The organism is Maricaulis sp., assembly GCF_048270265.1.
Lineage (GTDB): Bacteria > Pseudomonadota > Alphaproteobacteria > Caulobacterales > Maricaulaceae > Maricaulis.
The window spans coordinates 30,744-56,683 of record NZ_JBLWTD010000009.1 but is presented as its reverse complement, the minus strand read 5'-3'; the positions used below and the strand labels follow the sequence as shown (position 1 = coordinate 56,683).

Sequence of the window (25,940 nt, the reverse complement as noted above, 5' to 3'; positions counted from 1 at the left end):
GCTGGCCTCAGGCCGCGAGCTGGGCCCGGTCATGCGACCAGAGCGTCACCTCGAAACCTTCTTCCGGATCCATATGGGTCGGCCCCTGGGTGAAGCCCGCCTTTTCAAGCACCCGGTGGGACGGATTGCGGTCACTTCGGGTGCGGGCAATGACGCGCTTGACCTCGTCATGGGCATAGGCCCAGCCCAGCAGGGCATTGACCGCCTCGGTCGCCAGACCGCGTTCGCGGTAGGAGACCAGCATGGAATAGCCGATTTCCACTTCGCCCTCTTCGGTCGGAGCGCCCTGAAAGCCGCCAATACCCAACAGTCGGTTCATGATCGGCGAAATATAGACCCAGGAATACCAACCGACATGCTCGGGGTGTTCCGCGAGCCGGTCCCGATTCCACTCGATCTGCGGCGTATCCATCAGTTCCGGCGGCCATGACGGCTCGGGTTCCACGCCCAGCGCGGCGAAGAAGGCCTTGCGGTCCGTCAGCTGCAATTCCGCCAATTCCCGGTCGAGAGCGACCAGCCGGAGGCGTTGTGAGACGATTTCGGTTCTCTCAGGCATGGGACTGCATTCCATCTACTCGACCCGCGCACCATTCCACGAGCACGGACGCGCCGTCATCAGGGTGCGTTCACGGCAGTCATGCCGCATTGTTCAAGGCTTGTCGTCACAAGTTTTTGCGAAGTGGCCCTTGCCGCGACGGGCGCGATATTGTCAATCCGGCGCGTCGGAGACAAGCCTGACCCGAACAGAAATCATAGCCGATTCCCGGCGGGCTGTCAGGCCTGCATGCTCCAGCCCTCGACGCCCATCGCCGCCTGGCGCACGGCCTCGGTCAGCGTCGGGTGAGGATGGCAGGTGCGGGCAACGTCCTCGGAAGAGGCGCGGAATTCCATCGCCAGACAGATCTCGGCGATCATTTCCCCGACATTGGCGCCGATCATGTGGGCACCGAGAATCTCGTCGGTTTCCGCATCGGCCAGGATTTTGACAAAGCCGTCCGTGGCGTTGTTGGCCCGGGCGCGGGAATTGGCCTGGAAGGGGAATTTGCCCTTCTTGTATTTACGGCCTTCCTGCTTGAGCTCGTCCTCGGTTTTGCCGACGGATGCCAGTTCGGGATAGGTGTAGACGACGCCGGGAATGACATCGTAATTCACATGCCCCGCCTTGCCGGCAATGCGTTCGGCGCAGGCCACGCCTTCATCCTCGGCTTTGTGGGCCAGCATCGGGCCGGTGGTGCAATCGCCGACCACCCAGACATTTTCCGCCGAGGTGCGGAAATGATCATTGGCGATGACGCCGCGGGCATCGGGCTCGATGCCGACATTCTCCAGGCCCAGACCGGCCGTGAAGGGCCGGCGGCCGATGCAGACCAGAACCGTATCAGCCTCGATCGTCTCGGCCTCACCGCCCTTGGCCGGCTCCAGCGTCACCTTCAGCGTGTCGGGATCGGAACTATCGACGCCGGTCACCTTGGTGCCCAGACGGAAGTCCATGCCCTGTTTGGCAAAAATGCGCTGCGCGGCCTTGGCCAGCTCATTGTCCATGCCCGGCAGGATGCGGTCGAGATATTCGACCACAACGACCTCGGCGCCCAGACGGCGCCACACCGAACCGAGCTCGAGCCCGATCACGCCGGCACCGATCAGGACCAGGCGGCCGGGAACCTTTTTCAGGTCCAGGGCACCGGTCGAGGAGACGATGCGCGCCTCGTCGATCGTTACGCCCGGCAATGGCGTCACTTCGGAGCCGGTAGCGATGACGATGTGCTTGGTATCCAGCACCGAGGTGCCGCTCTCGGTTTCAACCTGGACCTTGCCCTGGCCGAGAATCTTGCCCTTGCCGCGGATATATTCGGCGCCGTTCTTCTTGAACAGGAATTCAATGCCCTTGGTGAGCCCGTCAACGGTCTCGTCCTTGTGGGCGAGCATGGCCGGCAGATCGAGTTCGACTTCACCTGTCACAATGCCCAGCCCGGCAAATTCGGTCGAGGCGGCCTCGAAGAGTTCCGAGGCGTGCAGCATTGCCTTGGAGGGAATGCAGCCGACATTGAGGCAGGTACCGCCCAGCGTGCCGCGCATCTCGACGCAAGCCACTTTCAGGCCAAGCTGGCCGGCGCGAATGGCGCAATTATAACCGCCAGGGCCGCCGCCGATAATGACGAGATCATAGGGTTCGGACATTTTGGGCCTCACAGCTCGGAATGAAAGTCGAAATCGGACACGCTCACTATATGCAGTTTTCTTGCCGCGAACGTAAGACCCGGCCCTGCTGTCCGGACCGGGCGTCGCAAGCGGTCATCCCGACCGTCGCGGCCCATAGCGCAAGGCGGCGGCGCCGAGAAGGGTGGCAAAACTGGCGAGATTCATGATCACATCGTGAAGGAGGAAGGCCGGCCGGTCGACAGCGACGTACAGGGGTTCGGCGATGATCCAGACCCAGTATCCCAAATCCAGGGCAACGGCGGTGGCGGCGGTCAGGAAAGCCAGATTGATGCCTTTCGGCCAGGCCGCGATCAACAGGACAGCGGTCGCCAGAAAACCTCCGATATAAAGGGTCCAGATAATGCGCAACCAGGCGGGCACTTCCTGCAAGGCCGTCAGGATGGCCGGTTCATGCGCACCCAGTGGCAGGAACAGCCAGTCACCGACCCAGGCGGCCAGCAAATAGGGCAGGCTGTAAGTGACCCGGCCCAGCGCAAGTATCACGATTGTCCAGCGTACGATCTGCATTCCAACCACACCAATCCGTCGCTGGTTCTGTCATTCCCCCGGCCAGCTTCTCTCCACCATCTCTGTGTCTTAGAGGTCGAACAGCATGCGCTGCGGATCCTCGAGATTTTCCTTCACGCGCACCAGCCAGGTGACGGCTTCCTTGCCGTCGACAATGCGGTGATCATAGGACAGGGCCAGATACATCATCGGCCGGATCACGACCTGCCCGTTCTCCGCCACCGGGCGCTCCTGGATCTTGTGCATGCCGAGAATGCCCGATTGCGGTGCGTTCAGGATCGGCATCGACATCAGCGAGCCATAGACGCCGCCATTCGAGATGGTGAAGCTGGCGCCCTGCATTTCGTCGATCGTCAGCTTGCCGTCGCGGGCGCGCTTGCCCAGGCGGATGATCTCTTTTTCGATCTCGGCCAGCGACATCTGGTCGGCATTGCGCACCACCGGCACGACAAGGCCGCGATCCGTGCCGACAGCGACGCCGATATCGTAGAAATTCTTGAAGATGATGTCGGTGCCGTCGATCTCGGCATTGACCGAAGGAATATCCTTCAGGGCTGCGACACAGGCCTTCACGAAGAAACTCATGAAGCCCAGCTTCACGCCATGCTTGGCGACGAAGGCTTCCTGGTGGGCTTTGCGCGCATCCATGATGGCGCCCATATCGGCCTCGTTATAGGTCGTCAGGATGGCGGCGGCGTTCTGGGCATCCTTGAGGCGTTTGGCGATTGTCTGGCGCAGGCGCGTCATGCGAACACGCTCTTCGCGTGGACCGGTCTCGCGTGGCGCAGCCGGTGCGGCAGGAGCGGATGGCGCAGCAGGCGCGGCCGGGGCTGCCGGCCTTGCGGCGGGTGCTGCCGGTGCGGCAGCGGCCTGGAGCGCGTCGCCCTTGGTGATGCGGCCATCACGGCCGGTGCCGGCAATGGCGCCGGCATCGAGCTTGTTCTCTTCGATGATGCGGGCAGCCGACGGCATGGCGACGGCATCGCTGCTCGCGGCAGGAGCTGCGGTGGCAGCCGGGCTTGCCGCAGGTGCGGCAGCTGCGCCTTCGGTGATTTTCGCCACGGCATCGCCTGGCGCGACGGTGTCACCCTCACCCACCAGCAGCTCGGCGATCACGCCCGCGGCCGGCGATGGCACCTCGACAGCGACCTTGTCGGTCTCGATCTCGACCAGGGCCTGATCAACGGTGACCACATCGCCAACCTTAACCAGCCAGGCACCGATCGTGCCCTCGGTCACCGATTCGCCCATTTGCGGCACGGTGGCCTCAATCGTCTTGCCGGCAGAGCTGGCCGCCGGTGCAGCAGCCGGCGCTGGCGCTTCGGCCGCAGGCGCGGCTGCGGCGGCGTCACCACCGGAATTCATCGTGGCCAGGCGGGCGCCGATCTCGACGGTCTCGCCTTCCGGGACCAGGATTTCACCGATCGTGCCATCGCTTTCGGCACGGACCTCGATGGCGACCTTGTCGGTCTCGAGCTCGACGAGGACATCGTCTTTCCTGACCGCGTCGCCGGCCTTGACCGACCAGCTGCCGACGGTGGCTTCAGTGACGGATTCGCCCAGTTGTGGAACGGTGATATCGGTCATGATCGTGTCTTTCCTGTTCGCGGCGAGGCCGGGCGTCAGCCCAGGGCCTCGTCAACCAGCGTTTCTTGTTGATGCTTGTGCTTGGCGGCAATACCGGTCGCCGTCGAGGCCGATGGCGGCCGCCCGACATAGACCGGGCGAAGGGCCGAGCCCTCCAGCTTGGCCAGCACGAATTCGAGATTGGGCTCGACGAAAGTCCAGTAGCCCATATTGCGCGGCTCTTCCTGGCACCAGACGATCTCGGCCTGCGGGAAGCGGGCGAGTTCGGCGAGCAGGGCCTTGAAGGGGAAGGGGTAGAGCTGCTCGACACGCATCAGATAGACGTCATCAATGCCCTTGGCTTCGCGCGCCTCGAGCAGGTCGTAATAGACCTTGCCGGTACACAGCACGACGCGGCGGATCGCGGCATCAGGCTTCAGCTCGGTGGTCGACTGGGAAACCTCGCCCTCCGGCCGTGAGGTCTTGTCGGCATCATCCCACAGCACGCGGTGGAAGGAAGAACCAGGCCCCATCGCCTCGAGCGTCGAGACGCAGCGCTTGTGCCGCAACAGGCTCTTCGGCGTCATCATGATGAGCGGCTTGCGGAAACCACGATGGATCTGGCGCCGCAGGATGTGGAAATAGTTCGCCGGGGTCGAGCAATTGGCGACCTGCATATTGTCCTGGGCACACATCTGCAAAAAGCGCTCGGGACGGGCCGAGGAATGTTCGGGACCCTGGCCCTCATAGCCATGCGGCAACAGCATCACCAGGCCGGACATACGCAGCCACTTGCGCTCACCCGAGGAGATGAACTGGTCGATGATGACCTGGGCACCATTGGTGAAATCGCCGAACTGGGCTTCCCACATCACCAGCGTATTCGGTGCGGCGAGCGAATAGCCGTATTCGAAACCAAGCACCGCCTCTTCCGACAGCATGGAATCGATGACTTCGTATTTCTTCTGGTCATCGCCGAGATGATTGAGCGGCGTGTAACGCTCGCCCGTTTCCTGGTCGATGATGTGTGAATGGCGCTGGGAGAAGGTGCCACGGCCGCAATCCTGGCCGGACAGGCGCACCGGGAAACCTTCGGTCAGCAGCGTGCCGAAAGCGAGATGCTCGGCCGTCGACCAGTCGAGTCCCTCGCCGGTCTCGATCGCGGTGCGGCGTGCGCCGATCACCCGGTCCAGCGTGCGATGGATATTGATCCCTTCGGGCACAGTGGTCATCGCCATGCCGACCGCGCGCAAACTCTCCATCGTCGCGCTGGTCTCACCCTTGCGGTCATCGCTCTCGGGCAGGCCGAGACCTGACCAGCGGCCATCGAGCCAGTCGGCCTTCTCGCGCGAGAAGGTCCTGCCGGCATCAAATTCGGTCTCGAGAAAACGGTCGAACTCGTTTTCCATCGCCTCGGCTTCGGCCGCGGTGAGCGTGCCCTCGGCGATCAGCCGGTCCTGGTATTTCTTGCGGACCGGCGGCAGATCCTTGATCACCCGATACATGATCGGCTGGGTGAATGTCGGATCATCGCCCTCATTATGGCCGTAACGGCGGTAGCAGAACATGTCGATCACGACATCCTTGCCGAAGAGCTGCCGGTATTCGGTGGCGATGCGCGTGGCATGCACGACAGCTTCGGGGTCGTCGCCATTGACGTGGAAAATCGGCGCCTGGACCATCAGCGCCACATCGGAAGGATAGGGGCTGGAACGGCTGTCCTTCGGGTCGGTGGTGAAACCGATCTGGTTATTGACGATGAAATGGATCGCGCCGCCGGTGCGGTGACCACGAAGACCCGACAGGCCGAGACATTCCGTCACGATGCCCTGTCCGGCAAAGGCGGCATCGCCGTGCAGCAACAGCGGCAGGACCTTCGAGCGCGGCGTGCCGGCGAGTTCGCGGCAATTCTGCTCCTGCTTCGCGCGCGCCTTGCCGAGCACGACCGGGTCGACCGCCTCGAGATGCGACGGGTTGGCGGTCAGCGAGAGGTGGACCTTGTTGCCGTCGAACTCACGGTCGGAAGACGCGCCGAGATGGTATTTCACATCGCCGGAGCCGAACTCTTCCTCGCCCTGGGTATTGCCGCCCTGGAATTCGTGGAAAATCTGGTGATAGGGCTTGCCCATCACCGCGCCGAGCACGTTGAGGCGGCCGCGGTGCGGCATACCGATGATGATGTCGTCGACACCCATGGCGCCACCGCGCTTGATGATCTGCTCCAGCGCCGGGATCATGGCTTCGCCGCCATCGGCGCCAAAACGCTTGGTGCCCGGATAGCGCTTGTGCAGGAATTGCTCGAAACGCTCGGTCTCGATCAACTTGCCGAGAATCGCCCGCTTGCCGTCATTGGTGAAACGGATTTCCTTGTCCGGCCCTTCAAAGCGCTCCTGCAGCCAGGATTTCTCTTCCGGGTTGGAGATGTGCATGAACTCGATGCCCACCGGGCCGCAATAGGTGCGGCGCAGGATTTCCAGCATTTGCCGCGGCGTCGCGGTTTCGAGACCGAGATAGCCGTCGATGAAGACGCTCTCATCCATCACCGACTCGTCAAAACCATAGGTCAGCGGGTCAAGTTCCGGCTGCGCGCCCTGGTCGGACAGGCCAAGCGGATCGAGATCGGCTGCCAGATGGCCACGCATGCGATAGGCGCGGATCATCATGATGGCGCGGATCGAGGACTGGGTCGCCTTGCGGATCGCGGCCGGGTCGGCCTGCGGCGCGGTGCGTGTCACATGTTCCGCGACCTTCTCGACCATCGTTGCTTCGTCAGGACCGATATCACCCAGCGCCGAAACCATTTCGCCATCGCTGGCGCGCGGCCAGCCGGCGCGCTTCCAGCTTGGCCCGGCAGCCGCGCGTGCGGCATCGGCCGGCGCATCGCCCATGGCAGCAAAGAATTGTCGCCAGCTGTCAGGAACACTCGCCGGATCGGCCGCGAAGGCGGCGGCCATCTGTTCGAGATAGACGGCGTTCGCACCTTGCAGGAAGGACGTGTCCAGGAAGGATTGATTGTCGGAAGAGCGGGTCTGGTCAGACATGGGGGGAAGGCCTGAAATCGCAAAAAGATTCGTAAGGAACTAAGCCGATACGGTTAACAACCATCTATGGCCGTTCTGTGGAAAACAGAAGGTTTTCGCAGGCGACTGGTGCCAACTTGCTGACAGCTGACGCCAGACATGAAAAAGCCGCGCCGGAGTGGTTCCGGGCGCGGCTCCTTCAACTCGGTCAAAAGCCTCAGCCCTTGAGCAATTCCGCCAGCGTGGTGCCAAGACGGGCCGGACTTGGCGAGACTGTGATACCGGCCGATTTCATGGCTTCGATCTTGTCGTCCGCGCCGCCCTTGCCGCCGGAAACGATGGCGCCTGCATGGCCCATGGTGCGGCCTGGCGGGGCTGTGACCCCGGCGATGAAGCCCACCGTAGGCTTGGAACGGCCCTTCTTGGCTTCATCCTTGAGGAATTGCGCCGCGTCTTCTTCAGCCGAGCCACCGATTTCGCCGATCATGATCATCGACTTGGTTTCCGGATCGGCGAGGAAAAGCTCGAGCATGTCGATGAATTCGGTGCCCTTGACCGGGTCACCACCGATGCCGACGGCCGTGGTCTGGCCAAGGCCGACCTGGCTGGTCTGGAACACGGCTTCATAGGTCAAAGTGCCGGAGCGCGAAACGACGCCGACCGAGCCCTTTTTGAAGATCGAGCCCGGCATGATGCCGATCTTGCACTCTTCAGGGGTCAGGATACCCGGGCAATTGGGGCCGAGCAGGCGGGAGTTGGATTTCTCCAGCCGCGCCTTGACCTGGACCATGTCGAGCACGGGAATGCCTTCGGTGATGCAGACGATGAACGGGATTTCCGCGTCGATCGCTTCAATGATCGCCGCGCCAGCCCCTGCAGGCGGCACATAGATCACCGAAGCATCGGCCTTGGTGGCCTCCTTGGCTTCGGCCACAGAGGCGAAGATCGGCAGGCTTGCCGCGCCATCAACGCCGGAAGACCAGGTCGAGCCACCCTTTTTCGGGTGCACGCCGCCAACCATTTTGGTGCCGTAATAGGCCAGCGCCTGTTCGGTGTGGAAAGTACCGGTCTTGCCGGTCAGGCCCTGGACGATAATCCGGGTGTCTTTATTGACGAGGATCGACATCTATTTGGCCTCCTTCACGGCGGCGACAATCTTCTGGGCTGCGTCATCGAGATCGTCCGCAGCGATCACATTGAGACCGGATTCATTGATGATCTTCTTGCCGAGCGCGACATTCGTGCCCTCGAGGCGCACCACGAGGGGAACCTTCAGCCCGACTTCCTTCACCGCGGCGACCACGCCCTCGGCGATGACGTCGCAGCGCATGATGCCGCCGAAGATATTGACCAGAATGCCTTTGACGTTCGGGTCAGCGGTGATGATCTTGAAGGCCGCCGTGACCTTCTCGGTCGTGGCACCGCCACCGACATCGAGGAAGTTGGCCGGCTCGGCGCCATAGAGCTTGATGATGTCCATCGTCGCCATGGCGAGGCCGGCACCATTGACCATGCAGCCGATATCACCATCGAGGGCGACATAGGCGAGGTCATGCTTGGAGGCTTCGATTTCCTTGGCGTCTTCTTCCGTCTCGTCGCGCAGGGCGAGAATGTCGGGATGGCGGAAGAGGGCATTGCCGTCGAAGGAGACCTTGGCGTCGAGCACCCGCAGATGACCGTCCTTCATGACGATCAGCGGATTGACCTCGAGCATGCTCATGTCTTTCTCGGTGAAGGCCTTGTAGAGGATTTTCGCCAGCGAACCCATGTCAGTCCGGGCGGCACCGGTCAGCTTCAGCGCGTCCGAAATCCGTTCCGCATCGGCGTCGGTGACACCGGCGAGCGGTTCGATATTCAGGGTCTGGATTTTTTCCGGGGTCGAATGCGCGACATCCTCGATATCCATTCCGCCCTCGGTCGAGACCACGAAGGCAACCTTGCCGGTTTCGCGATTGACCAGGATGGAGAGATAGAGTTCGCGCTCGATGTCGGCGCCGTCCTCGATATAGAGGCGGTTGACCTGTTTGCCGGCCGGGCCGGTCTGGTGGGTGACCAGCGTATTGCCGAGCATTTCTTTCGCGTTCTTGACCACATCCTCTTTCGAGAAGGCCAGGCGTACACCGCCCTTGGCGTCGGGGCCGAGTTCCTTGAACTTGCCCTTGCCGCGTCCACCGGCATGGATCTGGGATTTGACGACCCAGAGCGGTCCGGGGAGCTGGTCGGCGGCGGCCTTGGCCTCGTCGACGGAGAAAATCGCAACGCCTTCAGCGACCGGAGCGCCAAAGCTTTTCAGGACGGCTTTCGCCTGGTGTTCATGGATATTCATGTGTGCGGGCCTCGCGGGGGAGAGAACGACAGATAGGCCGGGTGAGACCCGCCTTATAACACCCGCCCACGTCAGCGCAATGGCTTCACACGGGTCGGGATTCAATCAGATACGTACGATGTGCGCCTCATCGTCTGGCGGCACGGGCCTGTGTACAATCTCGTTGAATTCAAGCGGCCGGGCCGGCTCCGGGGCCGGCTGGTCAGGCCCGATCAGATCGCCGCTGAACAGCCGCACGCCGGCGCTGACCGAGGCGCCCAGCAGGGACGCGTTCTCGATCTGCGTCAAAAACGTTTCGGCCTTGAGCAACTGGGCTGCCGTCACGAGCGCCAGCACAGCCTGAACCGTGGTCGTCGAGACTTCACCATCACCCAGCCGGTAGGGAATTTCAGTCCCGAATGCCCCGACACCGCTGCCCTCGAAACGGCGCAGATCACTGACACCATAGGGCAGCCGCGCGATGATCTGCGACCCGAACGGGATCATCGAGCGAAACAGTTCCTGCATCTGCGCCACAGGCGCGCCATCGGGGATCGCATCGATCCGCAACTGAAAATGCCGCCGGATCGGTACCGGCACCGCCTGCAGGATCGCGAAATACTGCATCCGCTCGGAGAGCGAGGAAATCGTGTCGTAGTGAACCGGGATGATAATGCCGCAGCTGCCCCCCCCGGCATGGACGCGCTGGAATCCGCGCTGGGCGGCCTTCGCTACGGAATGGTCAAGCAGCCGGTTGAGCGGACGGGAATCGAACACCGGAAAGGTCTCACGGCCGTAGGCCGGCCAGCCATTGATCACCCGGCGGGCGACGCAGAGATGGTGGGTGACAGCATTATTGCGGGCATCCCAACAGGGCTTGAAGACAATCTCGTCCCAGGGCGTCGCCCGGGCCTTGCTGGCAGACTCTGTCCAGCGCGGCACCGGCCGGGCCTCGCCACTTGCCGCCGCACTATCAGGGGTGCTGGCCGGCCGCATTTCGGATTCCTGCGGCTGTGACCGGGTAATGATTTCCAGGAACTCCTCGGTCGAAACGCTGCGGGATTCCGACCCGATTTTGAGCACTTGCATCGCCCGGTCTCCGAGGAAGAATGTGCAGAGTTCAGCCGTGATGTCCGCGACTTTCTGCGCTGCATCATCGCCGCTCAAAACGCTGAAAATGATGAGAAACCCGCCTTGGCAGCGGAAGATCACATCGTCTGGGTCGAGCCGCTTTTCGATGAAATGGGCGCTGACATCATAGATCTTGGTGCGCAGATTGGGCCAGTCCGGGCCAGCACGTTGTTTCACTTCCTCGAGATTGAGAAACTGAAACTGCCCCATCTCGACCTTCGCGCGCCCCGCGAGTGCCAGTTTGAGCTTCATTTTGAGTTCGGGCTGCATCGCGTTCCTGCTCCAGCCGCGCCAGTAAACACCCGTGAGTGCAAACAGACAGTTACGACAGGCGCTGGTCAGGCTTTTGCAGACCGGCTGGCGGCGTCCGGTGCAGGGCGCCTAGCTCACACACCCCAGCAGTGCGCGGTCAGAGTCGCGTATAGCCTCGGCGCGTTCCAGCAATGTTGCGAACGGAACCTCATGTTCGGGCACCGGCAAAACGGAATCGGTGCCGACCGCATCGCCGGCAAATCCGCGCACGCCAACACTGATGCCGGCGACCAGTGCCTCGAAACTGTCAACCTGGTTGAGGGCCGTTCCGGCCCCTTGCTGCTCGGCAGCCTTGGTTCTCCGGTCGAGGAATTCGATATGCGCGTCGGAGATTTCACCGGCGCGGACAGCGGCAGGGATATCAGCTCCGAATATATCGATGCCGCAATCCTCAAACCGGCTGAGATCTGTCTGGTCGAAAGGAACGGTGGCGAACAGGTTCGACCCGAACCACTTCATCGAGCGAAACATATCCTGCATCTGCGCCAGCGGTGCATCGCCGGGAATATGGTCAACCCTCAAGAAGAAGTGCCGCCGCAGATGCACAGGCACGACTTGGAGAATCGAGAAGTAGCTGACGCGGTCAGCGACAGTGCGAATCGTGTCGTAGTGAACCGGGATGCAGATATTGCAGTTGTCGCCGCGGACATACATTTTTTGAAAGCCGCGCTGGGCGGCGATCGCCACGGCGCGATCAAGCGCGGTGTGCTGGTCGGGGGCGCGACTGTCCAGCAGCGTGTCCCGACCATAATACACGGCGCCATCCTTGAAGCGCCGGGCCAGACAGATGTTGGAACAGACCGCATTGTGCAGCGCATCCCAGCACGGCTTGAAAATGATATCATCCCATTGCCGGGGGACATCGATCGGCATCGGTTCCGCCAGCGCGGGCTCACTCATCAAACTGACCGCCTCATCATCGGTCGAGTGCGCAATCCGGTGGTCGCCCCCGGCGCCGGCGCGGCCGGCCACCACGCCAAGGGGGTATTGCGGTTGAGACGATTTTGAAACCGGACCCGCCCGCCATCGCCCTGGCGCCTTGTCTGCGTTTCGGGCCTCCTGCTGCAGGTCGCGCTTCAATGCTGGCGAAGTGGCCTCGCCTCCTACCCATCGGGCGACGGCCTCGGGAACCGGCGATCCAGCTTCGCGTCCAAGCACGGTGCTGGCCTGGTCACGCTGGCCGTCCCGGGTCCATTTGGCATCCTTGCCGGATGCTTCATCAGGCGCCTTCGCCACCCGCCGGCGCCCGCCGGCACTGGCTTCGGCGGGATCGGCCTGGGCGCTCATCTGGATGAATTTTGCGAATTCGGCCGCATTGACCGTGCGCGCGCACGCATTGATATCGAGATTTTTGAGAATCTGGTCCCCGAGGAAGAACACATTGAGCTCCTCCGAAAGGACTTCGAGCCGGGCCCGAGATTCCTCTGCCGACAAATGCGCGAAAATCAGGATGAAGCCGCCACGGCAGCGCACCACGACGTCGTCGGGATGCACCCGTTTTTCGACGAAATGCGACGCGACGCTATAGATCTTCTTGCGGACCTCGATCCAGCGGTCGCCGGTCTCGACCTTGACCATTTCGAGGTTGAGAAACTGAAACTCGTTCATTTCCGCCGGGGAGCGGCCCGCCAGGGCTTTCTTCAACCGCTCCTCAAGTCCCGACGACATCACATTTCCAATTCAACAACCTGCCCAATGGGGGCGAACTTGCGGAATAGTGTCGATGAAGCTCGATCCGATCAAATCATCAATAATGCATCATTATGAAATCGTTTACCTTTTAAAATAGAAGAGGGGCTTTTCCTAGCGCAGGGTCGCCACGATGGCGCCGTCGACCGACAACGCGCCGCCGCCGCGAACGCACAGATAGAAGGCCAGCGCGCCATACACGGCCGCGCTCGTCCAGGCCTGCGGTGCGACCCACCAGGCAAAGACCGCCGTCGCCAGGAGGAGCGCAAGCCCGACAAAACGCGTGAGAAACCCGACCGCCAGCATGGCTGCGGCCAGATGCGCACCCCAGACAGCGGCCTGGGCCAATTGTTCCGGCGTGATGAAAGGCACGGCCCAGATCCGGGCCGCACTGACGACCGAGGGGACCACATCCGGCCAGTCCCCGGCATGCGCCCGGCCCCAGGCCCACAGCCCCGGGATCAGCGACCAGCGGATCGCCGCGCCGACAATCCAGTCGGGCATGAACCGCTCGGCGCGAGCCGTCGTTCTTGTTTCCTGCATGCCAGTCCCCACTTGCCCCGGACTCCATTGGAGACCGTCTCGGGGCAAGCATGCCCGGTGGCCGTCACACTGGCAATCGAATGCACCTAACGCGCGAACCGCGGCCCGGCCCAATGGTCAATCGAAAGCCGGCCAGGGCCGTACGCCGCGATATAGACCGCCAGCACAACCCACAGGGCATGCGTTCCCCACCAGGCGTCCGGATAGACAAACAGCTGGATCACCACGGTCATGCCGAGCAGGGCCAGCGCCGAGGCGCGGGTCAGGACACCCAGCACAAGCAGGATCGGAAAGGTGAATTCCGCCAGGGTCGCCATCCAGGCGGCGATCTCCGTCGGGATCAGGGGGAGCGCGTATTCATTCTCGAACAGGTTGAAGGTTGAAGCCTTCAGGCTCAAAGGGAGCTCGGGCAGACGCAGATGGAAGCGCTGCACCGCGAAATCATTGATCATTTCGGTGTAACCGAACAGGCCAAAGGTCTGGACCTTGGTCAGGAGCGAGCGCCAGAACACGCCCGCCAGGGTGAGGCGCGCAAGGAGGGGCAGGAGATCGCCTGCCAGGAGAGTCCGCCCCCGCTCGAACAGGCCCTGATAGGCTGCATGGCTGCGCGCGAGCAGGCGCGCGGCGGTTGCCGGAAAACTCATGATGTACTCCCTTTGAGGATGGAATGGGTGAGGGCTTCGCCGAACAGCGCAGCTGCATCGCCGGCAGGGTCCAGCGAAAGGAGGCTTTCGGCGGCCGATTCAAGGCTTTGCCCCTGCGCCAGGGCGTTGAAGAACGCGTTTTCGCCCGGTGTCAGGGCGCGATACCGGACCACGCCGCCATGTCGCCAGACCAGGGCAAATTCAGGATCCGGCGTGAGCATCGTCTGCACCGGCTCTGCACCCTCGCGATTGCTGCGCCAGACCTCATAGACCGGCCAGGAGGAAGACCAGAGGCTGACAGAGGGATGCAGCCCAGGCGCCAGCTGCGGCAGATCCTGCGGCGGCAGGCCGGCAATCTGACCCGGGCCGAGGGCCGGCAGGTCGCTGGCATGGTGCGCCTCGAGCCAGGCACGATCGAGACGGGCGATATCGGGGAGATAGACCAGGGCCTCAGCCGGCGCGTAGCCTGCGATAAAGTCCGCGAAACCGGCGCCATACAGGCTCAGTGACGGTTCGACCGGCGGCGACACCTCCCAAAAGGCCCGCGCCATGCTTGCGAAGAATTCGGTCCCGACCAGCCGCGCCACAGCCGGGTAGGCGGCCCGCAGGGCCTCGCTGATCCCGTGCACGATATTATTGCGGTAGACCGCCATCCGCCGCAGCGCCGACGGCGTGGTGAGACGGGCCTCGATGGCTGCTGGATCGCCGGAACGGATCGCGGCGGCGAAATCTTCGTGGAAATGATCAGACATCGGCGTCCGCCTTTTCCAGCGCCGCATCCAGCACGCCCTGGGCCTGCTCGCGCTCGGCCAGGAGCTCGCTGAAGGCGGGCAGGTTATTGTCGCGTTCGATCAGCACCGGCCGCGGGCCGATGCGCTCGATCACCGCCTGGTACAGTGCCCAGACCGGGTCGGCGATGGGGGCACCATGCGTATCAATCAGCAATTCCCCGCCCAGCGCGGCATCGGCCTCGTGCCCGGCCAGGTGGATTTCACCAACGGCGGAGGCGGGAATCGTATCGAGCCAGGCCGGAATGTCGAAACCGAGATTATGGGCGCTGACATGCAGATTATTGACGTCGAGCAACAGGCCGCAGCCGGTGCGGCGCACGGTCTCGGCGAGAAACTCCGCCTCGGGGATTTCCTCGCGCAGGGGCAGATAGCGCGACGGGTTTTCGATCAGGACCTGACACCCCAGCGCCGTCTGCATCGCATCGACATGCGAACAGAAGCGATCAAGCGCCGCGCGGGTCATCGGGGTTGGCAGAAGGTCATTGAAATAGATGCCGGAATGAACCGACCAGGCCAGATGCTCTGAAATCCGCACCGGCTCATAGCGTTCCAGCAGGCGTTTCCAGCGCTTCAGATGCTCCGGATCGGGCGGTTCCAGCCCGCCCAGGGACATCCCCACCCCGTGAAGCGATAGCGGACGCTGCGCCCGGATGGCGTCCAGCCATGCCAGGCGCGGGCCGCCAGCCGACATGTAGTTCTCGGGATGAACCTCGAACCACAGGCCGGCTGTCTGCTCGTCCAGCGCCGGGCGAAAATGCTCCGGCTTCAGGCCGAGGCCTGCTGAGGGGGATGTTTCAGGACTGGACAAGCGATATCGCCTCACGCTGCGCTGGCGGGGAACCAGCGCATTTGCAGGAATTGAGGATCAGGGGCGCTCGATCGGCGTCAGCGAACCATTGCCATAGGGCGTCGCGATATCGACGCAGGTGCCGGCCGGAACATCGGTCCAGGCATTGCCCTGATAATCGATGGTCGAGGTGCCGGCGCAGGTGGTGCCGGGACCGGCAGCGCAATCATTCTCTCCTGCCAGCGCAACGCCATAGCAATGCTCCATCGCAGGCTCACCCTGCCCATCCTGGGCCTGGGCAACGGCCGCAGAGAGCGACAGGGCAAAAGCGGAGGCCGCAAGGGCCGCGATCGTGGCGGTTTGGGTACGGGATTTCATGTGACTTCATCTCCAGCAACGGGCCGGCCGGTGATTGGGGGGGACATGTATGAATGGCCGACAGCCGGACCTTATCCGCAGGTCGGCGGAACACCAGTCACGACCCCGTCCGGCGGCTTCACCAATCCGTTATCGCAGACGTGATGTGGTGTGAGCGCCGGTGCCCAAGCCTCGCTACTGGCCGACATACATCGTCAAACGACCGGTCTGCTCACCGAAGACAACGGTCTCGTAGCTGCCCCGCAAGGGCCGCTCGTTCGGGCAGGTCACGTTGTGGTCGGCACGCGGTATGGCGAGGATCAAACCTTGCGTGTTTTCAGTCATGCAGACCAGCCCGTCATTTTGCACATGGTCGGAAGCGGACACCAGCAGGATCTGCCGGTCACGGGGAAAGCCGCGATAGATCACACGGCACTCGCCGGCGGCCAGCGCCTGCCAGCCCAGGAATTCCATGCTGCCGTCAGGCTTCATTTCACCAACTGTGGTCGGCACAGCCCCAGACACGAGATTGCAGACCTCCAGCTCACGCACAAATTCGGCCATGCCGCGCCGGTCTGTCGGCGCGCCGGGGCAGAGGCCGGCATCGGCGGCCCCCAGGTCCGCACAGCGAACCCGGTGACTGACGCGGCCGAAATTACGGCCGCCCGGCCCCCGGTGACTGGTCGGCTCGATCGGCAGCCGGGTGAAGGCGCGCGCCTGCCGGCCAGCGGCACACGGCGGGGCAGACGCGGGGGTCATCGTCGCGTCAGCCGGCACGCAATAGGTCTGCACGGTTTCGCGTGACGGCCAGACCCAGCTGCCCGACATCACATGCAGATCGAGATCATCCCCGACCACGCCATTGAGGGCCCCGTTGAGACACTCGCCCGGCGCAATCATGAACCAGCTTCGCAGGGTACGCGACTGAGCCGGCGTCGTCCGGTAGGCCGCCGCAGCTGCGACGGCAAATCCGGTCTGGTTACAGACCTCAAGCAGGACATCTCGCGGTGCCTGGGCCTGAACCGGGGCACACACGCCAAACGCAAGAAGAAGGGCAAACAAACCGGCACGCATACGAGTCTCCATCGAGGCGATGTTTGCGGGCCGGCGGCGCAAGGTCAACAAGGAATGCCCTCGGCCTGCACGTTTGCGCGCCGGAACCTTATCCCGCTTCAGCAGGCTCGGGCAGGGCCAGACGGTCTCACCGCAAGGCTCTCGCGAACATGGAGGGGAGATGAACCGGCGATCACAGACTCGCGAGCAGGACCGTGTGCATCAGGCGGCCCGGGATGAAAGACAGCAGGCCGGGAATGATCAGGGCGCCGTAGAAGAGTCCCATGACCTGGCCGCGATGGCCCCTCCGGTCACCCCGGCGGGCCGAGAGGACGAGACGGAAGACGCCGATTATCGTCAGCGGCACGAAGATGTGGATGAAGGAGAAATTGCCGCCATTGATCTGCCGGATGAAAATCGCGGTGATCGCAGCCGAGGTCATCAGCAGGACGAACAGGATCCCCATCGTGCGGTGCGGCAGGTTTCCCTTTGGCGCGAACATCTGGATGGATCCGATCAGCAGCGCCCCGACGGCACTGAAGACATGCAGCTGGACGACGAAGGGGGCGGACAGGAAGGCTTCGGTATTCATGGCGTTCTCCTCGGTTGTTGTGGGCCGTTGAGAAACAGAAAGACCGGTCGCGGCGGCAATTGAAGCGCGATTGCGCAAACGGGCTGATGCGGTACGCGAAATGCGCTAGGTGTTGATCCACGCTTCGTGAATGGACGTCATGATCAGGACTGAATTTATCAACGGCCTGCTGCCAGCCCTCGCCACCATCCTGGTGCTGGGCAGTTTCCTGTCGGTTCTCGGACCATATCAGACACATCAACTCGGATTTCCGGGCGTCTGGTTCTATTGGACCGGCCTGATGTGTGTGGGCTGGTTGTCCAACACCCTTGTGACCCTGGTGCTGCGACGCTTCACCGGAAACTGGCCCCGCCTCGCCCATTATGGCCTCGCCTCATTCCTGATCAGCATCCCCGTCACGCTTGGCGTCGCGACGATCCAGGCCCTGATCTCCCGGCCGTTCATGCTCGGGGCCCTGCCCGTGGTCTTCATCTTCGTCTGGGTGATCTCCGCCGCCGTGACTGCACTGGGCTGGCTCCTGGACCGCCGCAGTACCGCGCCGGACGTGCCGGCAATCGGCCGCACCCTGCTCGACAAACTGCCGCCGCGGCTGCAACGGGCTCAGTTGCTGGCCCTGCAGTCGGAAGATCATTACCTGCGCGTCCACACCGCCGCCGGCGATGCCCTGATCCTGATGCGGCTCAGCGATGCGATGGCCGCCGTCGAGGGGCTGGACGGGCGCCAGACCCACCGCTCCTGGTGGGTGGCGCGCGCAGCGGTCGATACGGTCTCCCGCGGTGACGGACGCGCAACCCTGACCCTGAGCAATAATGTGCAGGCTCCGGTCAGCCGTACCCATGCCCCCGCCCTGCGCGAGGCGGGCTGGTATTGACCGGCGCGGCGGTCTGCGACCGCATGCCGCCTGAGGGCAAGCTTGCCCGAAACGGCACCAGGTCACACACTCACATCCCTACACCACCGACTGCAGGATAACCGCGCCGATGAGTTCAAAAATCGATTTCAGACTGAATCCGGATCTCGATGTCGAGCATTATGCCCGCCTCTATGCCGAGACCGGGCTGGTGCAGATCCCGGGCATCCTGTCGGAAGAGACCGCGAATGCAGTGCATGAATTGCTGGCCCGGCAGATTTCCTGGCGGCTCGCTTTCGTCGCTCCCGATGGCGGTCAGATGGCGGACTACGGATCCGTCGTCTGTCTTGACCAGGCTGAAATGCAGGCGCTGGGCCGCCAGGGAATGCAGAACATTCTCGGCGGCGTGATGGAGATGGCGCGCAAGAATATCGGCTTCCTCTACTCGTCCTATCCGATGATCCAGGCTTATTCGGAGGGCTGGGATCCGGGTCATCCGATCCACCAGCTGACCGAATTCATGAACTCGCCGGCCTTCCTCGATTTCGGCCGCCAGGTGATCGGTGCGCCACGCCTGACCAAGGCCGACTGCCAGGCGACCCTGTATTCACGCGGGCATTTCCTCACCCGCCACCGCGATGACGGCGCGAATAACGAGCGCCGGGCCGCCTACACTTTCGGCTTCACCCGCGACTGGCAGACGGATTGGGGCGGGCTGTTGATGTTTCTCGACGAGCAGCAGGACGTCTCACGCGCGTTGATGCCGCGATTCAACGTGCTGTCGCTGTTTGACGGCCATCGCATCCATTCGGTCAGCCCGGTTTCACCCTTTGCCGGTGCAGGGCGCTATCAGATCACCGGCTGGCTGCGTGACGACCTGCCCGCCTTTTTCTCCTGATCCCGGTTCAGTGGGCCAGGAGCAGGGCGAAAGCCGTGCCGTCGATCAGTCCCGTTGTCTCGTCACGTCCGATTGCCCGCACCAGGGCTGGCGCGCCGAAACCGCCCATGACCAGCAAGTCGGCACTGGCTGAAGTCGCGGCCTCGATCAACGCCTTGGCGGCACTACGGCCCTCGAGGGCCACCGTGCTGGTCGATGTCGCGATACCATGCAGGTCAAGATAGGCGGCGACCGCTGACAGCTGGTCGGACGCCTCGGCATCGCTGCCGGCATGCAGCAATGACACCGCCTTGGCAGCCTCTAGCATCGGCATGGCACCAATCGTGGCGCGCATCGCCTCGAGCGATCCGTCCCAGGCGATCGCCATGCGGTCAAAACCCGCCTTCGCGTCACGCCCGGCCGGCAGCAGCAGGACCGGCCGGCCCGATTGGGTCGCGGCCATGCTGATCGACTGCAATTGATGGGCCCCGGCACGCCCCTCGGGCTTGGCCATCACCAGCAGGTCGCAAAGACGCCCCTCATCGGCGAGCGCCTCATCGGGCAGGCCGACATATTCGATGAATTGGCCGATCACCGTCTCATCGGCCTCATCGGCGACGGTGTTGAAGGCCGCATGGGCGCTGTCACTGGCCGCGGCCGCCGCATCGGCCAGGGCTTCAAGGACGGCCTCCATGCCGTAGGTCGAGAAGGAATCACCGAGGAAGTCGGCCCCGCTGGCCAGGTTGCGGCGAACAAACAGGGCGTCGAGACGCGCTGCATATTGCCGGCAAAGCTCAACCCCCTGCCGCAGGACCGGCGCGTCAGATTCAGATCCGTCGAGCATGACCACAATACGACGCAGTTTCATGATGCTGTCTCCAATCAAGGGTTTGTCAGCGGGGGGCCGCCTTGACCTGCTTGCGGCTGGCACGCCAGTCATCGGCGCTCTGGCCCCAGACATCCACCAGAATGCCAAAGCCGGGAACTTCCACCTCTTCGCCGCTATTGGACGAGCCAAGCCGCGCCGCCACGGCCTGGCTGCCACGATTGTCGGCATGGATCAGATGAATGACACTGTCCCAGCCCAATGTATCGAAGACATAGTCCATGCAGGCGCCGGCAGCCTCGGTCGCATAGCCCTTGCCCCAGCTGGCGCGGTTGATGGTCCAGCCGATTTCCGGCTGCGGCCAGCCATGCGGGTACCAGGGACCGATGCGTCCGAGCCATTGCCCGCTTTCCTTCTCGATGACCGAGAAAAATCCGTAGCCGCGCAATTGCCAGTGGCCGACAATTCCGCACAGGCTGCGCCAGGCGAGAGCGGGCGACTGAACGCCGCCGATAAAGCGCGCGACCTCCTCATCGGCCATCAGCGCGCAAAGGGGTTCGAAGTCGCTGGCGTCCGGCGCGCGAAGCACGAGGCGCTCGGTTTCAAGGATGGGTGTGGTCATGCCCTGAAAGCGACACCACGCCGCCACAAACGTCAAGTAGAAGCCGGGGTAGAGCAGGCATTGCGGTCACCCCGCGGGTTCCGGTTTGCAGCACCGGCCACCGGCATGGCGCAGCGCTTGCAGAGAATGAAGTTGAAACCGCCTTTGGGAGAGCACCCGCCGCTATGGACGCCAAGAACCGTCCCGGAGTGATACGCCTGCTGATCTACATGCTCGTCGCGGCGAGCATGTCAGGCGGATTTGCGGGCTGGGTTCAGTCCAGCGAAGCGGCATTGTGGGCTGCAAATCTGAACACGCCGGACTGGACGCCGGTCGGCATTTGGCCAAACCTCGTGTCGATCCTCAGCATGCAATTGATCGCGATCAGCCTCTGGATCACCCAGCGCAGTGACAGCGGTCCGCTTCGCTTTGTCGCAGCCGGGATGACGCTCGGACTGGTCGTTGGCCTCGTGCTCCAGGTCTGCATCACCTTCGGCGGGCACGATATCGAATCGGGCTTCCTCGCCGCCCTGGCATTGTGGCTCTACGCCCTGTTCACGCTCGCCCTTGTCGGGCGCTGTTCGCGGCCGGCCGGCTGGCTGCTATGGCCGCTCTTCGGCTGGCTCACCTTTGTCGTCGCGCTGAGCTTCGAGGTCATGCGGCTCAACAATGTCGCCTCCTATGTCGGCGGCCTCTGAAGCGAGACCCTGTCGGACAGCAAAACGGCCGCCGGATCACTCCGGCGGCCGTTTGTCATTCTACGCGGACATGGATCAGCCGAGCGACGGGTCCAGCGCCTTGCAAGCCGCTACCAGGCCTTTGACCGAGTCGACGGAGACGTCGAACATGGCCTGCTCTTCAGCATTGAGCTGGATCTCGACCACTTTCTCGACACCACCGGCACCGATCACGACGGGCACGCCAACATACATGTCGTCCTGGCCGAACTGACCGGTCAGGTGTGCGGCGCATGGCAGAACGCGCTTCTTGTCGCGCAGATAGGCGGTCGCCATCTCGATGGCGCTTTCGGCCGGCGCATAGAAGGCCGAACCGGTGCCGAGCAGGGCCACGATCTCGCCGCCGCCACCGCGCGTGCGCTTGACGATTTCTTCCATCTTGGCGTCGGTCGACCAGCCCATCTCGATCAGATCGGGAACCGGGATGCCGGCGACAGTGGAATAACGCAGCAGCGGCACCATGGTGTCGCCATGACCGCCCATCACGAAGGCGGTGACGTCTTCAACCGAGACCTTGAACTCATCGGCGAGGAAGTGACGGAAGCGGGCGCTGTCGAGCACGCCGGCCATGCCGACGACCTTGTTGTGGGGCAGGCCGGAGAACTGGCGCAGGGCCCAGACCATGGCGTCGAGCGGATTGGTGATGCAGATCACGAAGGCGTTGGGGGCGTGCTTGGCAATGCCCTCGCCGACGGCTTTCATGACTTTCAGATTGATGCCGAGAAGGTCATCGCGGCTCATGCCAGGCTTGCGCGGCACACCGGCGGTGACGATGCAGACATCGGCGCCGGCAATGGCGGCATAGTCATCGGCGCCGGCCAGAGTGGAATCCTTGCCGAAAACCGGGCTGGCTTCAGCGATATCGAGGGCCTTGCCCTTGGCAACACCGGCGGCAATGTCGAACAGCACGACGTCGCCGAGTTCTTCACGCGCGGCGATATGGGCCAGTGTGCCACCGATCATACCGGATCCGATGAGCGCAATCTTGTTACGGGCCATGGGGGAGAGCTCCTCTTGAGGGAAGTGAATTGCTGCAGTGCGGTCTAACGCTGCGCGCGCGTCCCTGCAAGGGGAGTTCTCGGGCTGGCCGACCGGTTGGATCGCCGGGAGGTGACCTTCAGGCCAGGCAAAATGCCTGTCGCCGCGGGAAGGCCGCGGGGGCGCGGATCAAACCTGTAGCGCTTCTCCCTCTTCCGGTTCGAGGAAGAAGGCCTCCTCAACCGCTACGCCGAGCGCCGCGGCCAGTTTCAGCGCCAGCAGGGCTGAGGGAATAAACACCCGGTTCTCCACCGTATTGATTGTCTTGCGCGTCACCCCGACCATCTCGGCCAGTTGCGCCTGGGTGAGATTGTGACGGGCTCGCAATTCCTTGAGACGGTTTCCCAGCGGGGCCGGAGCGGTCATTCCACCCCCCCGTCACCGTCCTGCCGATCCAGAATGAGAAAGGCAAATTGCGGCACGCAGACACCGACGATCAACAGGCCGCGTATCATCAGTTCAACGTTCAGCTCGACGAAGTCCGTCAGCACGTAGAGCGCCACAACCGCCGCCATCAGGGCGATATAAGCGATCCGCACGGCCCCGGCCTGGTTGTGGTCGAATAACTCATCCTGGATCGTCGCCTGGGTATTGGTGCGGGTCACCCGGCTGGCATAGACAAGAAACATCACCATGGCCCCGGCAAAGCCGAGACTGCCCACGAGGGCGAGCAGGGTCAGCAAGCCATAGGCACCGGAGTCCGGAAAAATCTCCTGGACAATCTGCATGCCCTGCCAAACCAGGAAGGATGTGGCGGACAGCGCGAGGAAACGATTGCGCATCCGGATGAGGGCGTCGATATCCGACATAAGACAGCTCCATATAACCTTGAGGTGACATGACACCTAAGCGTTACATCGAGATACGTCAAGGTTACATCTCAGTCGCGCTTGACCGCCATCAGGATACCGTCGCCGATTGTGGTAAAGGCCATATCGACACGGGCATCGTCCCGGATCTTGTCGGCCAGGGCCTTGAGCGCTGCGGTATCGGCATCGGCAGCGCAGCGCTCCGGATCAGCGACACTGCCCGACCACAAGACATTGTCGAACAAGACCAGCCCGCCCGGACGCAGAAGCTGCAGCGCCGCTTCGTAATAGGCATCATACCCGGTCTTGTCGGCATCGATGAAAACCATATCGACGCTTCCGGCGATCTCGGCGATCAGTCCGGCGAGGGTTTCGCGCGCATCGCCAATTCGCAGTTCGATCTGCCCATCAAGGCCGGCCTCCTGCCAGTAGGAGTGAGCGCGCCCGGTGTAGTCATCCGAGATATCGCAGCCATAGAGCCGCGCCGCCGGCCCGTGCATGTCGCCCATGGCCAGCATGGTCGCCAGCGCGGAATAGCCGGTGAAGACGCCGATCTCGACGGCCGTCCGGGCCTGCACCAGACGTGCGCACATCTGCAGGAAGGCGCCTTGCTCCGGGCTGATCTGCATCACGGATACCGAGCCCATCGCTTCAGTTTCGAGCCGGCATCTTTGCAGCGCCGGGGTCTCGGTTCGGTTGGCATTGCGGACATAGGCGGTGAGGCGGGCATCGAGCCCGAAGGAAGAGGACATGGTCGGTCTCCGCAAATGGAAGGATCAGATCAGTTGGCCGGTCCAGTGTCGTGAACCTGCCACCGCGCCGCAAGGTAATCATGACTGCGCATTTCCATCAGCCGCGAGGCCGTGCGTTCGAATTCGAAGGCACCATCACCGTCCGGGTAGAGCCGGTCGGGCTCGGCATCGGCGCTCATCACCAGCTTGGCCTTCGCCTCATAGAGCGCATCGATCAGCGTCACGAAACGCTTGGCCTCATTGCGTTTGTCGCGCTGCAGCTGGGGAACGCCGTCGAGCAGCACCGTGTGAAACCGCGCCGCGATGGCAAGATAATCAGCGGCACCCAAAGCGCGCGAACACAATTCTGCAAAGCTGAAACGGGCGACGCCGGCGACTTCGCGTTCGACCTTCAATTGGCGACCGAGAACTTCGATCACGCAGTGCTGCGACGCCGCGCCGTGGGTCAAACGCGCCCAGGCGGCGTCCATCGCGCGCTCGGCATCGGGCCCCAGCGGGGTGTAATAGACCGGCGCCGCTTCGAGCTGGCGCAGGCGGTGGTCGACACCGCCATTGAGTTCGACGATGTCGAGACGCGATTTCAACGCTTCGATGAAGGGCAGGAAGAGCTGGCGGTTGAGACCGTCGAGATAAAGATCATCGGGATGGCGATTGGAGGTCGCGACCACCACGACACCTTCAGCAAACAAATGGTCGAACAGACGGCCGAGGATCATCGCATCGGCAATATCGCTGACCTGGAATTCGTCAAAGGCGAGCAATTGCGCCTCGCGGGCCAGGGCCCGGGCAACCGGCGGGATGGGATCATCACCGGCCTTGCGCACATATTCCGGCCGGCGCCTGCGCTCGGATTCGCTCAGGCCGCGCCATTCGCCGATGCGGGCATGCACATCCTGCATGAATTCGAGAAAATGCGCCCGGCGCTTCGCTTCAACCGGCGCCGTTTCGATGAAGAAATCCATCAGCATGGACTTGCCGCGCCCGACCCCGCCCCAGAGATAGAGGCCGCGCGGCGTGGGCTTCAGCTTTCCGAACAGGGTTTTCGCACCCGGCGTCCAGCCCTGCAGTCGCCCGGACAGATCGGTCAGTGCACGCGCTGCGCGCTCCTGGTCCGCATCCGCCGACAGCACCCCGGAGCCAACCCGCTCCTGCCACAATGAGATCGGCGTCGTCATGGGAGAAGCCTAATGGCGAGGGGTTGCGATGGCGTCAATGGGGGAAGACGGTTCAGGCGTGGGCGACGGCCGGGACCCGCAGGCCCTCGAGCCAGGCGATGATGTCTTCGACCCGTTCCTTCATGCCCTCACGGCCCGATGCGCGCTCGGCTAGCACCCGCATGCCGGTGATATCGGCCTGGAGTTTGCGCGCGAGACGTCCGGGCGATTCTTCGTCGCCGACCTCTCCCGCCGCGATCGCCTCGGCAAAGGCCCGGGTAAAGCCCAGCTCGAAATCCTTCAGCAGGCCTTCGGCCGCCTCGCGCATGACGCCCTGCCCGGAGGGCATTTCCAGAACCGTCTTGACTGCCATGCAGGCCCGGGCCGGCCGGTCGCGATCACACTCGGCGGCCATGGAGCGGATATAGGCCACCAGGCCATCAATCGGGGAGACCTGGCTCTGCATGATCCGCATATAGTCGGCCTTCGCGGCGCGGCCGTAATCGGCCAGGGCCTCGCAGAACAAGGCTTCCTTGCTGGTGAAGGCGGCATAGATACTGCCCGGGCGCATGTTCAGCGCCTGTTCGAGATCCTTCAGCGAGGTGTTGTGGAAGCCCTTCGACCAGAACAGGTCGAGCGCCTTCCTCAGACTTTCCTCTCGCGACTGGTTTGCCGGGCGTGCCATCTCTGCCTCTCCGTTCCAGGGTGCATTCTATAGGGGATGGCGCCGGATAATCAATTCTTGAGCGATCACTAAAAATTGAGTTGAGCAATCGCTC

27 protein-coding genes are annotated in these 25,940 nt (G+C 63.1%); 3 read left to right on the top strand and 24 right to left on the bottom strand.

Going from position 1 to position 25,940, the window contains the following annotated elements; genetic code table 11:
- Positions 1–7 precede the first annotated feature (7 nt).
- From ACN0YF_RS07000 to ACN0YF_RS06925, 16 genes are all read right to left on the bottom strand, one after another.
- Positions 8–556 carry a GNAT family N-acetyltransferase gene (locus ACN0YF_RS07000; RefSeq protein ID WP_417481083.1) on the bottom strand — a complete coding sequence of 183 codons (549 nt, stop codon included), beginning with the start codon at positions 554–556 and terminating at the stop codon, positions 8–10.
- Between the two features lie 218 nt (positions 557–774).
- Positions 775–2,178, bottom strand: coding sequence for a dihydrolipoyl dehydrogenase (gene lpdA, locus ACN0YF_RS06995; protein WP_417493831.1), 1,404 nt, complete (start codon positions 2,176–2,178; stop codon positions 775–777).
- 114 nt (positions 2,179–2,292) lie between these two features.
- Complete coding sequence (locus tag ACN0YF_RS06990; RefSeq protein ID WP_417481085.1) at positions 2,293–2,727, bottom strand: hypothetical protein; 435 nt, start codon at positions 2,725–2,727, stop codon at positions 2,293–2,295.
- A 69-nt stretch (positions 2,728–2,796) separates the two neighbouring features.
- Positions 2,797–4,314, bottom strand: a complete 1,518-nt coding sequence (gene odhB / locus ACN0YF_RS06985; RefSeq protein WP_417493830.1) for a 2-oxoglutarate dehydrogenase complex dihydrolipoyllysine-residue succinyltransferase — start codon at positions 4,312–4,314, stop codon at positions 2,797–2,799.
- Between the two features lie 35 nt (positions 4,315–4,349).
- Complete coding sequence (locus ACN0YF_RS06980; protein WP_417493829.1) at positions 4,350–7,334, bottom strand: 2-oxoglutarate dehydrogenase E1 component; 2,985 nt, start codon at positions 7,332–7,334, stop codon at positions 4,350–4,352.
- 196 nt (positions 7,335–7,530) lie between these two features.
- Positions 7,531–8,439, bottom strand: coding sequence for a succinate--CoA ligase subunit alpha (sucD, locus tag ACN0YF_RS06975; RefSeq protein WP_417481088.1), 909 nt, complete (start codon positions 8,437–8,439; stop codon positions 7,531–7,533).
- Complete coding sequence (gene sucC / locus ACN0YF_RS06970; protein WP_417481089.1) at positions 8,440–9,639, bottom strand: ADP-forming succinate--CoA ligase subunit beta; 1,200 nt, start codon at positions 9,637–9,639, stop codon at positions 8,440–8,442.
- Positions 9,640–9,744: 105 nt separating this feature from the next.
- Positions 9,745–11,019, bottom strand: a complete 1,275-nt coding sequence (locus ACN0YF_RS06965; RefSeq protein WP_417493828.1) for a hypothetical protein — start codon at positions 11,017–11,019, stop codon at positions 9,745–9,747.
- Positions 11,020–11,130: 111 nt separating this feature from the next.
- Positions 11,131–12,729 (bottom strand): hypothetical protein, encoded by a 1,599-nt coding sequence (locus ACN0YF_RS06960; RefSeq protein ID WP_417493827.1) that lies wholly within the window; start codon positions 12,727–12,729, stop codon positions 11,131–11,133.
- A gap of 135 nt (positions 12,730–12,864) precedes the next feature.
- Positions 12,865–13,293: a DoxX family protein gene (locus ACN0YF_RS06955; RefSeq protein WP_417481093.1), complete on the bottom strand. Its 429-nt coding sequence runs from the start codon at positions 13,291–13,293 to the stop codon at positions 12,865–12,867.
- Positions 13,294–13,379: 86 nt separating this feature from the next.
- The gene (locus ACN0YF_RS06950; protein WP_417493826.1) at positions 13,380–13,937 is read right to left on the bottom strand and encodes a DoxX family protein; all 558 of its coding nucleotides are present in this window, start codon (positions 13,935–13,937) and stop codon (positions 13,380–13,382) included.
- Complete coding sequence (locus ACN0YF_RS06945; RefSeq protein WP_417493825.1) at positions 13,934–14,689, bottom strand: DNA-binding domain-containing protein; 756 nt, start codon at positions 14,687–14,689, stop codon at positions 13,934–13,936. Before ACN0YF_RS06945 ends, ACN0YF_RS06950 begins: the two co-directional genes overlap by 4 nt.
- Positions 14,682–15,536, bottom strand: a complete 855-nt coding sequence (locus ACN0YF_RS06940; protein WP_417493824.1) for a DUF692 domain-containing protein — start codon at positions 15,534–15,536, stop codon at positions 14,682–14,684. The genes ACN0YF_RS06945 and ACN0YF_RS06940 overlap by 8 nt, the downstream gene beginning before the upstream one ends.
- A 57-nt stretch (positions 15,537–15,593) precedes the next feature.
- Entirely contained in the window at positions 15,594–15,893 is a 300-nt protein-coding gene (locus ACN0YF_RS06935; protein WP_417493823.1) for a DUF2282 domain-containing protein, read from the bottom strand.
- 174 nt (positions 15,894–16,067) lie between these two features.
- Positions 16,068–16,946, bottom strand: a complete 879-nt coding sequence (locus tag ACN0YF_RS06930) for a hypothetical protein (protein ID WP_417493822.1) — start codon at positions 16,944–16,946, stop codon at positions 16,068–16,070.
- Positions 16,947–17,118: 172 nt separating this feature from the next.
- Entirely contained in the window at positions 17,119–17,517 is a 399-nt protein-coding gene (locus ACN0YF_RS06925; RefSeq protein WP_417481099.1) for a DUF2306 domain-containing protein, read from the bottom strand.
- Positions 17,518–17,656: 139 nt separating this feature from the next.
- Between ACN0YF_RS06925 and ACN0YF_RS06920 the strand changes: the two genes are divergently transcribed.
- Together ACN0YF_RS06920 and ACN0YF_RS06915 are read left to right on the top strand one after the other, a co-directional pair.
- On the top strand, positions 17,657–18,388 hold the full coding sequence (locus ACN0YF_RS06920; protein ID WP_417493821.1) for a LytTR family DNA-binding domain-containing protein: 732 nt from the start codon (positions 17,657–17,659) through the stop codon (positions 18,386–18,388).
- 109 nt (positions 18,389–18,497) lie between these two features.
- Entirely contained in the window at positions 18,498–19,265 is a 768-nt protein-coding gene (locus ACN0YF_RS06915) for a 2OG-Fe(II) oxygenase (RefSeq protein WP_417493820.1), read from the top strand.
- A 7-nt stretch (positions 19,266–19,272) separates the two neighbouring features.
- Here the strand turns inward: ACN0YF_RS06915 and ACN0YF_RS06910 are convergent, their stop codons facing one another.
- Positions 19,273–20,112, bottom strand: coding sequence for a universal stress protein (locus ACN0YF_RS06910; protein ID WP_417481102.1), 840 nt, complete (start codon positions 20,110–20,112; stop codon positions 19,273–19,275).
- Positions 20,113–20,137: 25 nt separating this feature from the next.
- Positions 20,138–20,692, bottom strand: a complete 555-nt coding sequence (locus ACN0YF_RS06905) for a GNAT family N-acetyltransferase (RefSeq protein WP_417493819.1) — start codon at positions 20,690–20,692, stop codon at positions 20,138–20,140.
- A 164-nt stretch (positions 20,693–20,856) separates the two neighbouring features.
- Here ACN0YF_RS06905 and ACN0YF_RS06900 point away from each other — a divergent pair, with 164 nt between their 5' ends.
- The gene (locus tag ACN0YF_RS06900; RefSeq protein WP_417493818.1) at positions 20,857–21,369 is read left to right on the top strand and encodes a tryptophan-rich sensory protein; all 513 of its coding nucleotides are present in this window, start codon (positions 20,857–20,859) and stop codon (positions 21,367–21,369) included.
- A gap of 75 nt (positions 21,370–21,444) precedes the next feature.
- On the opposite strand, the gene mdh is transcribed toward ACN0YF_RS06900, so the two are convergent.
- The 6 genes from mdh to ACN0YF_RS06870 all read right to left on the bottom strand — a co-directional run bounded on the left by mdh (position 21,445) and on the right by ACN0YF_RS06870 (position 25,846).
- On the bottom strand, positions 21,445–22,407 hold the full coding sequence (gene mdh, locus ACN0YF_RS06895; RefSeq protein ID WP_417481105.1) for a malate dehydrogenase: 963 nt from the start codon (positions 22,405–22,407) through the stop codon (positions 21,445–21,447).
- Positions 22,408–22,575: 168 nt separating this feature from the next.
- Positions 22,576–22,812, bottom strand: a complete 237-nt coding sequence (locus ACN0YF_RS06890) for a helix-turn-helix transcriptional regulator (protein WP_417481106.1) — start codon at positions 22,810–22,812, stop codon at positions 22,576–22,578.
- Positions 22,809–23,255 carry a hypothetical protein gene (locus ACN0YF_RS06885; protein WP_417481107.1) on the bottom strand — a complete coding sequence of 149 codons (447 nt, stop codon included), beginning with the start codon at positions 23,253–23,255 and terminating at the stop codon, positions 22,809–22,811. Before ACN0YF_RS06885 ends, ACN0YF_RS06890 begins: the two co-directional genes overlap by 4 nt.
- 71 nt (positions 23,256–23,326) lie before the next feature.
- The gene (locus tag ACN0YF_RS06880; RefSeq protein ID WP_417481108.1) at positions 23,327–24,007 is read right to left on the bottom strand and encodes an O-methyltransferase; all 681 of its coding nucleotides are present in this window, start codon (positions 24,005–24,007) and stop codon (positions 23,327–23,329) included.
- 29 nt (positions 24,008–24,036) lie between these two features.
- Complete coding sequence (zapE, locus tag ACN0YF_RS06875) at positions 24,037–25,182, bottom strand: cell division protein ZapE (RefSeq protein ID WP_417481109.1); 1,146 nt, start codon at positions 25,180–25,182, stop codon at positions 24,037–24,039.
- Between the two features lie 52 nt (positions 25,183–25,234).
- Positions 25,235–25,846 (bottom strand): TetR/AcrR family transcriptional regulator, encoded by a 612-nt coding sequence (locus tag ACN0YF_RS06870; RefSeq protein ID WP_417481110.1) that lies wholly within the window; start codon positions 25,844–25,846, stop codon positions 25,235–25,237.
- Positions 25,847–25,940: the final 94 nt, after the last annotated feature.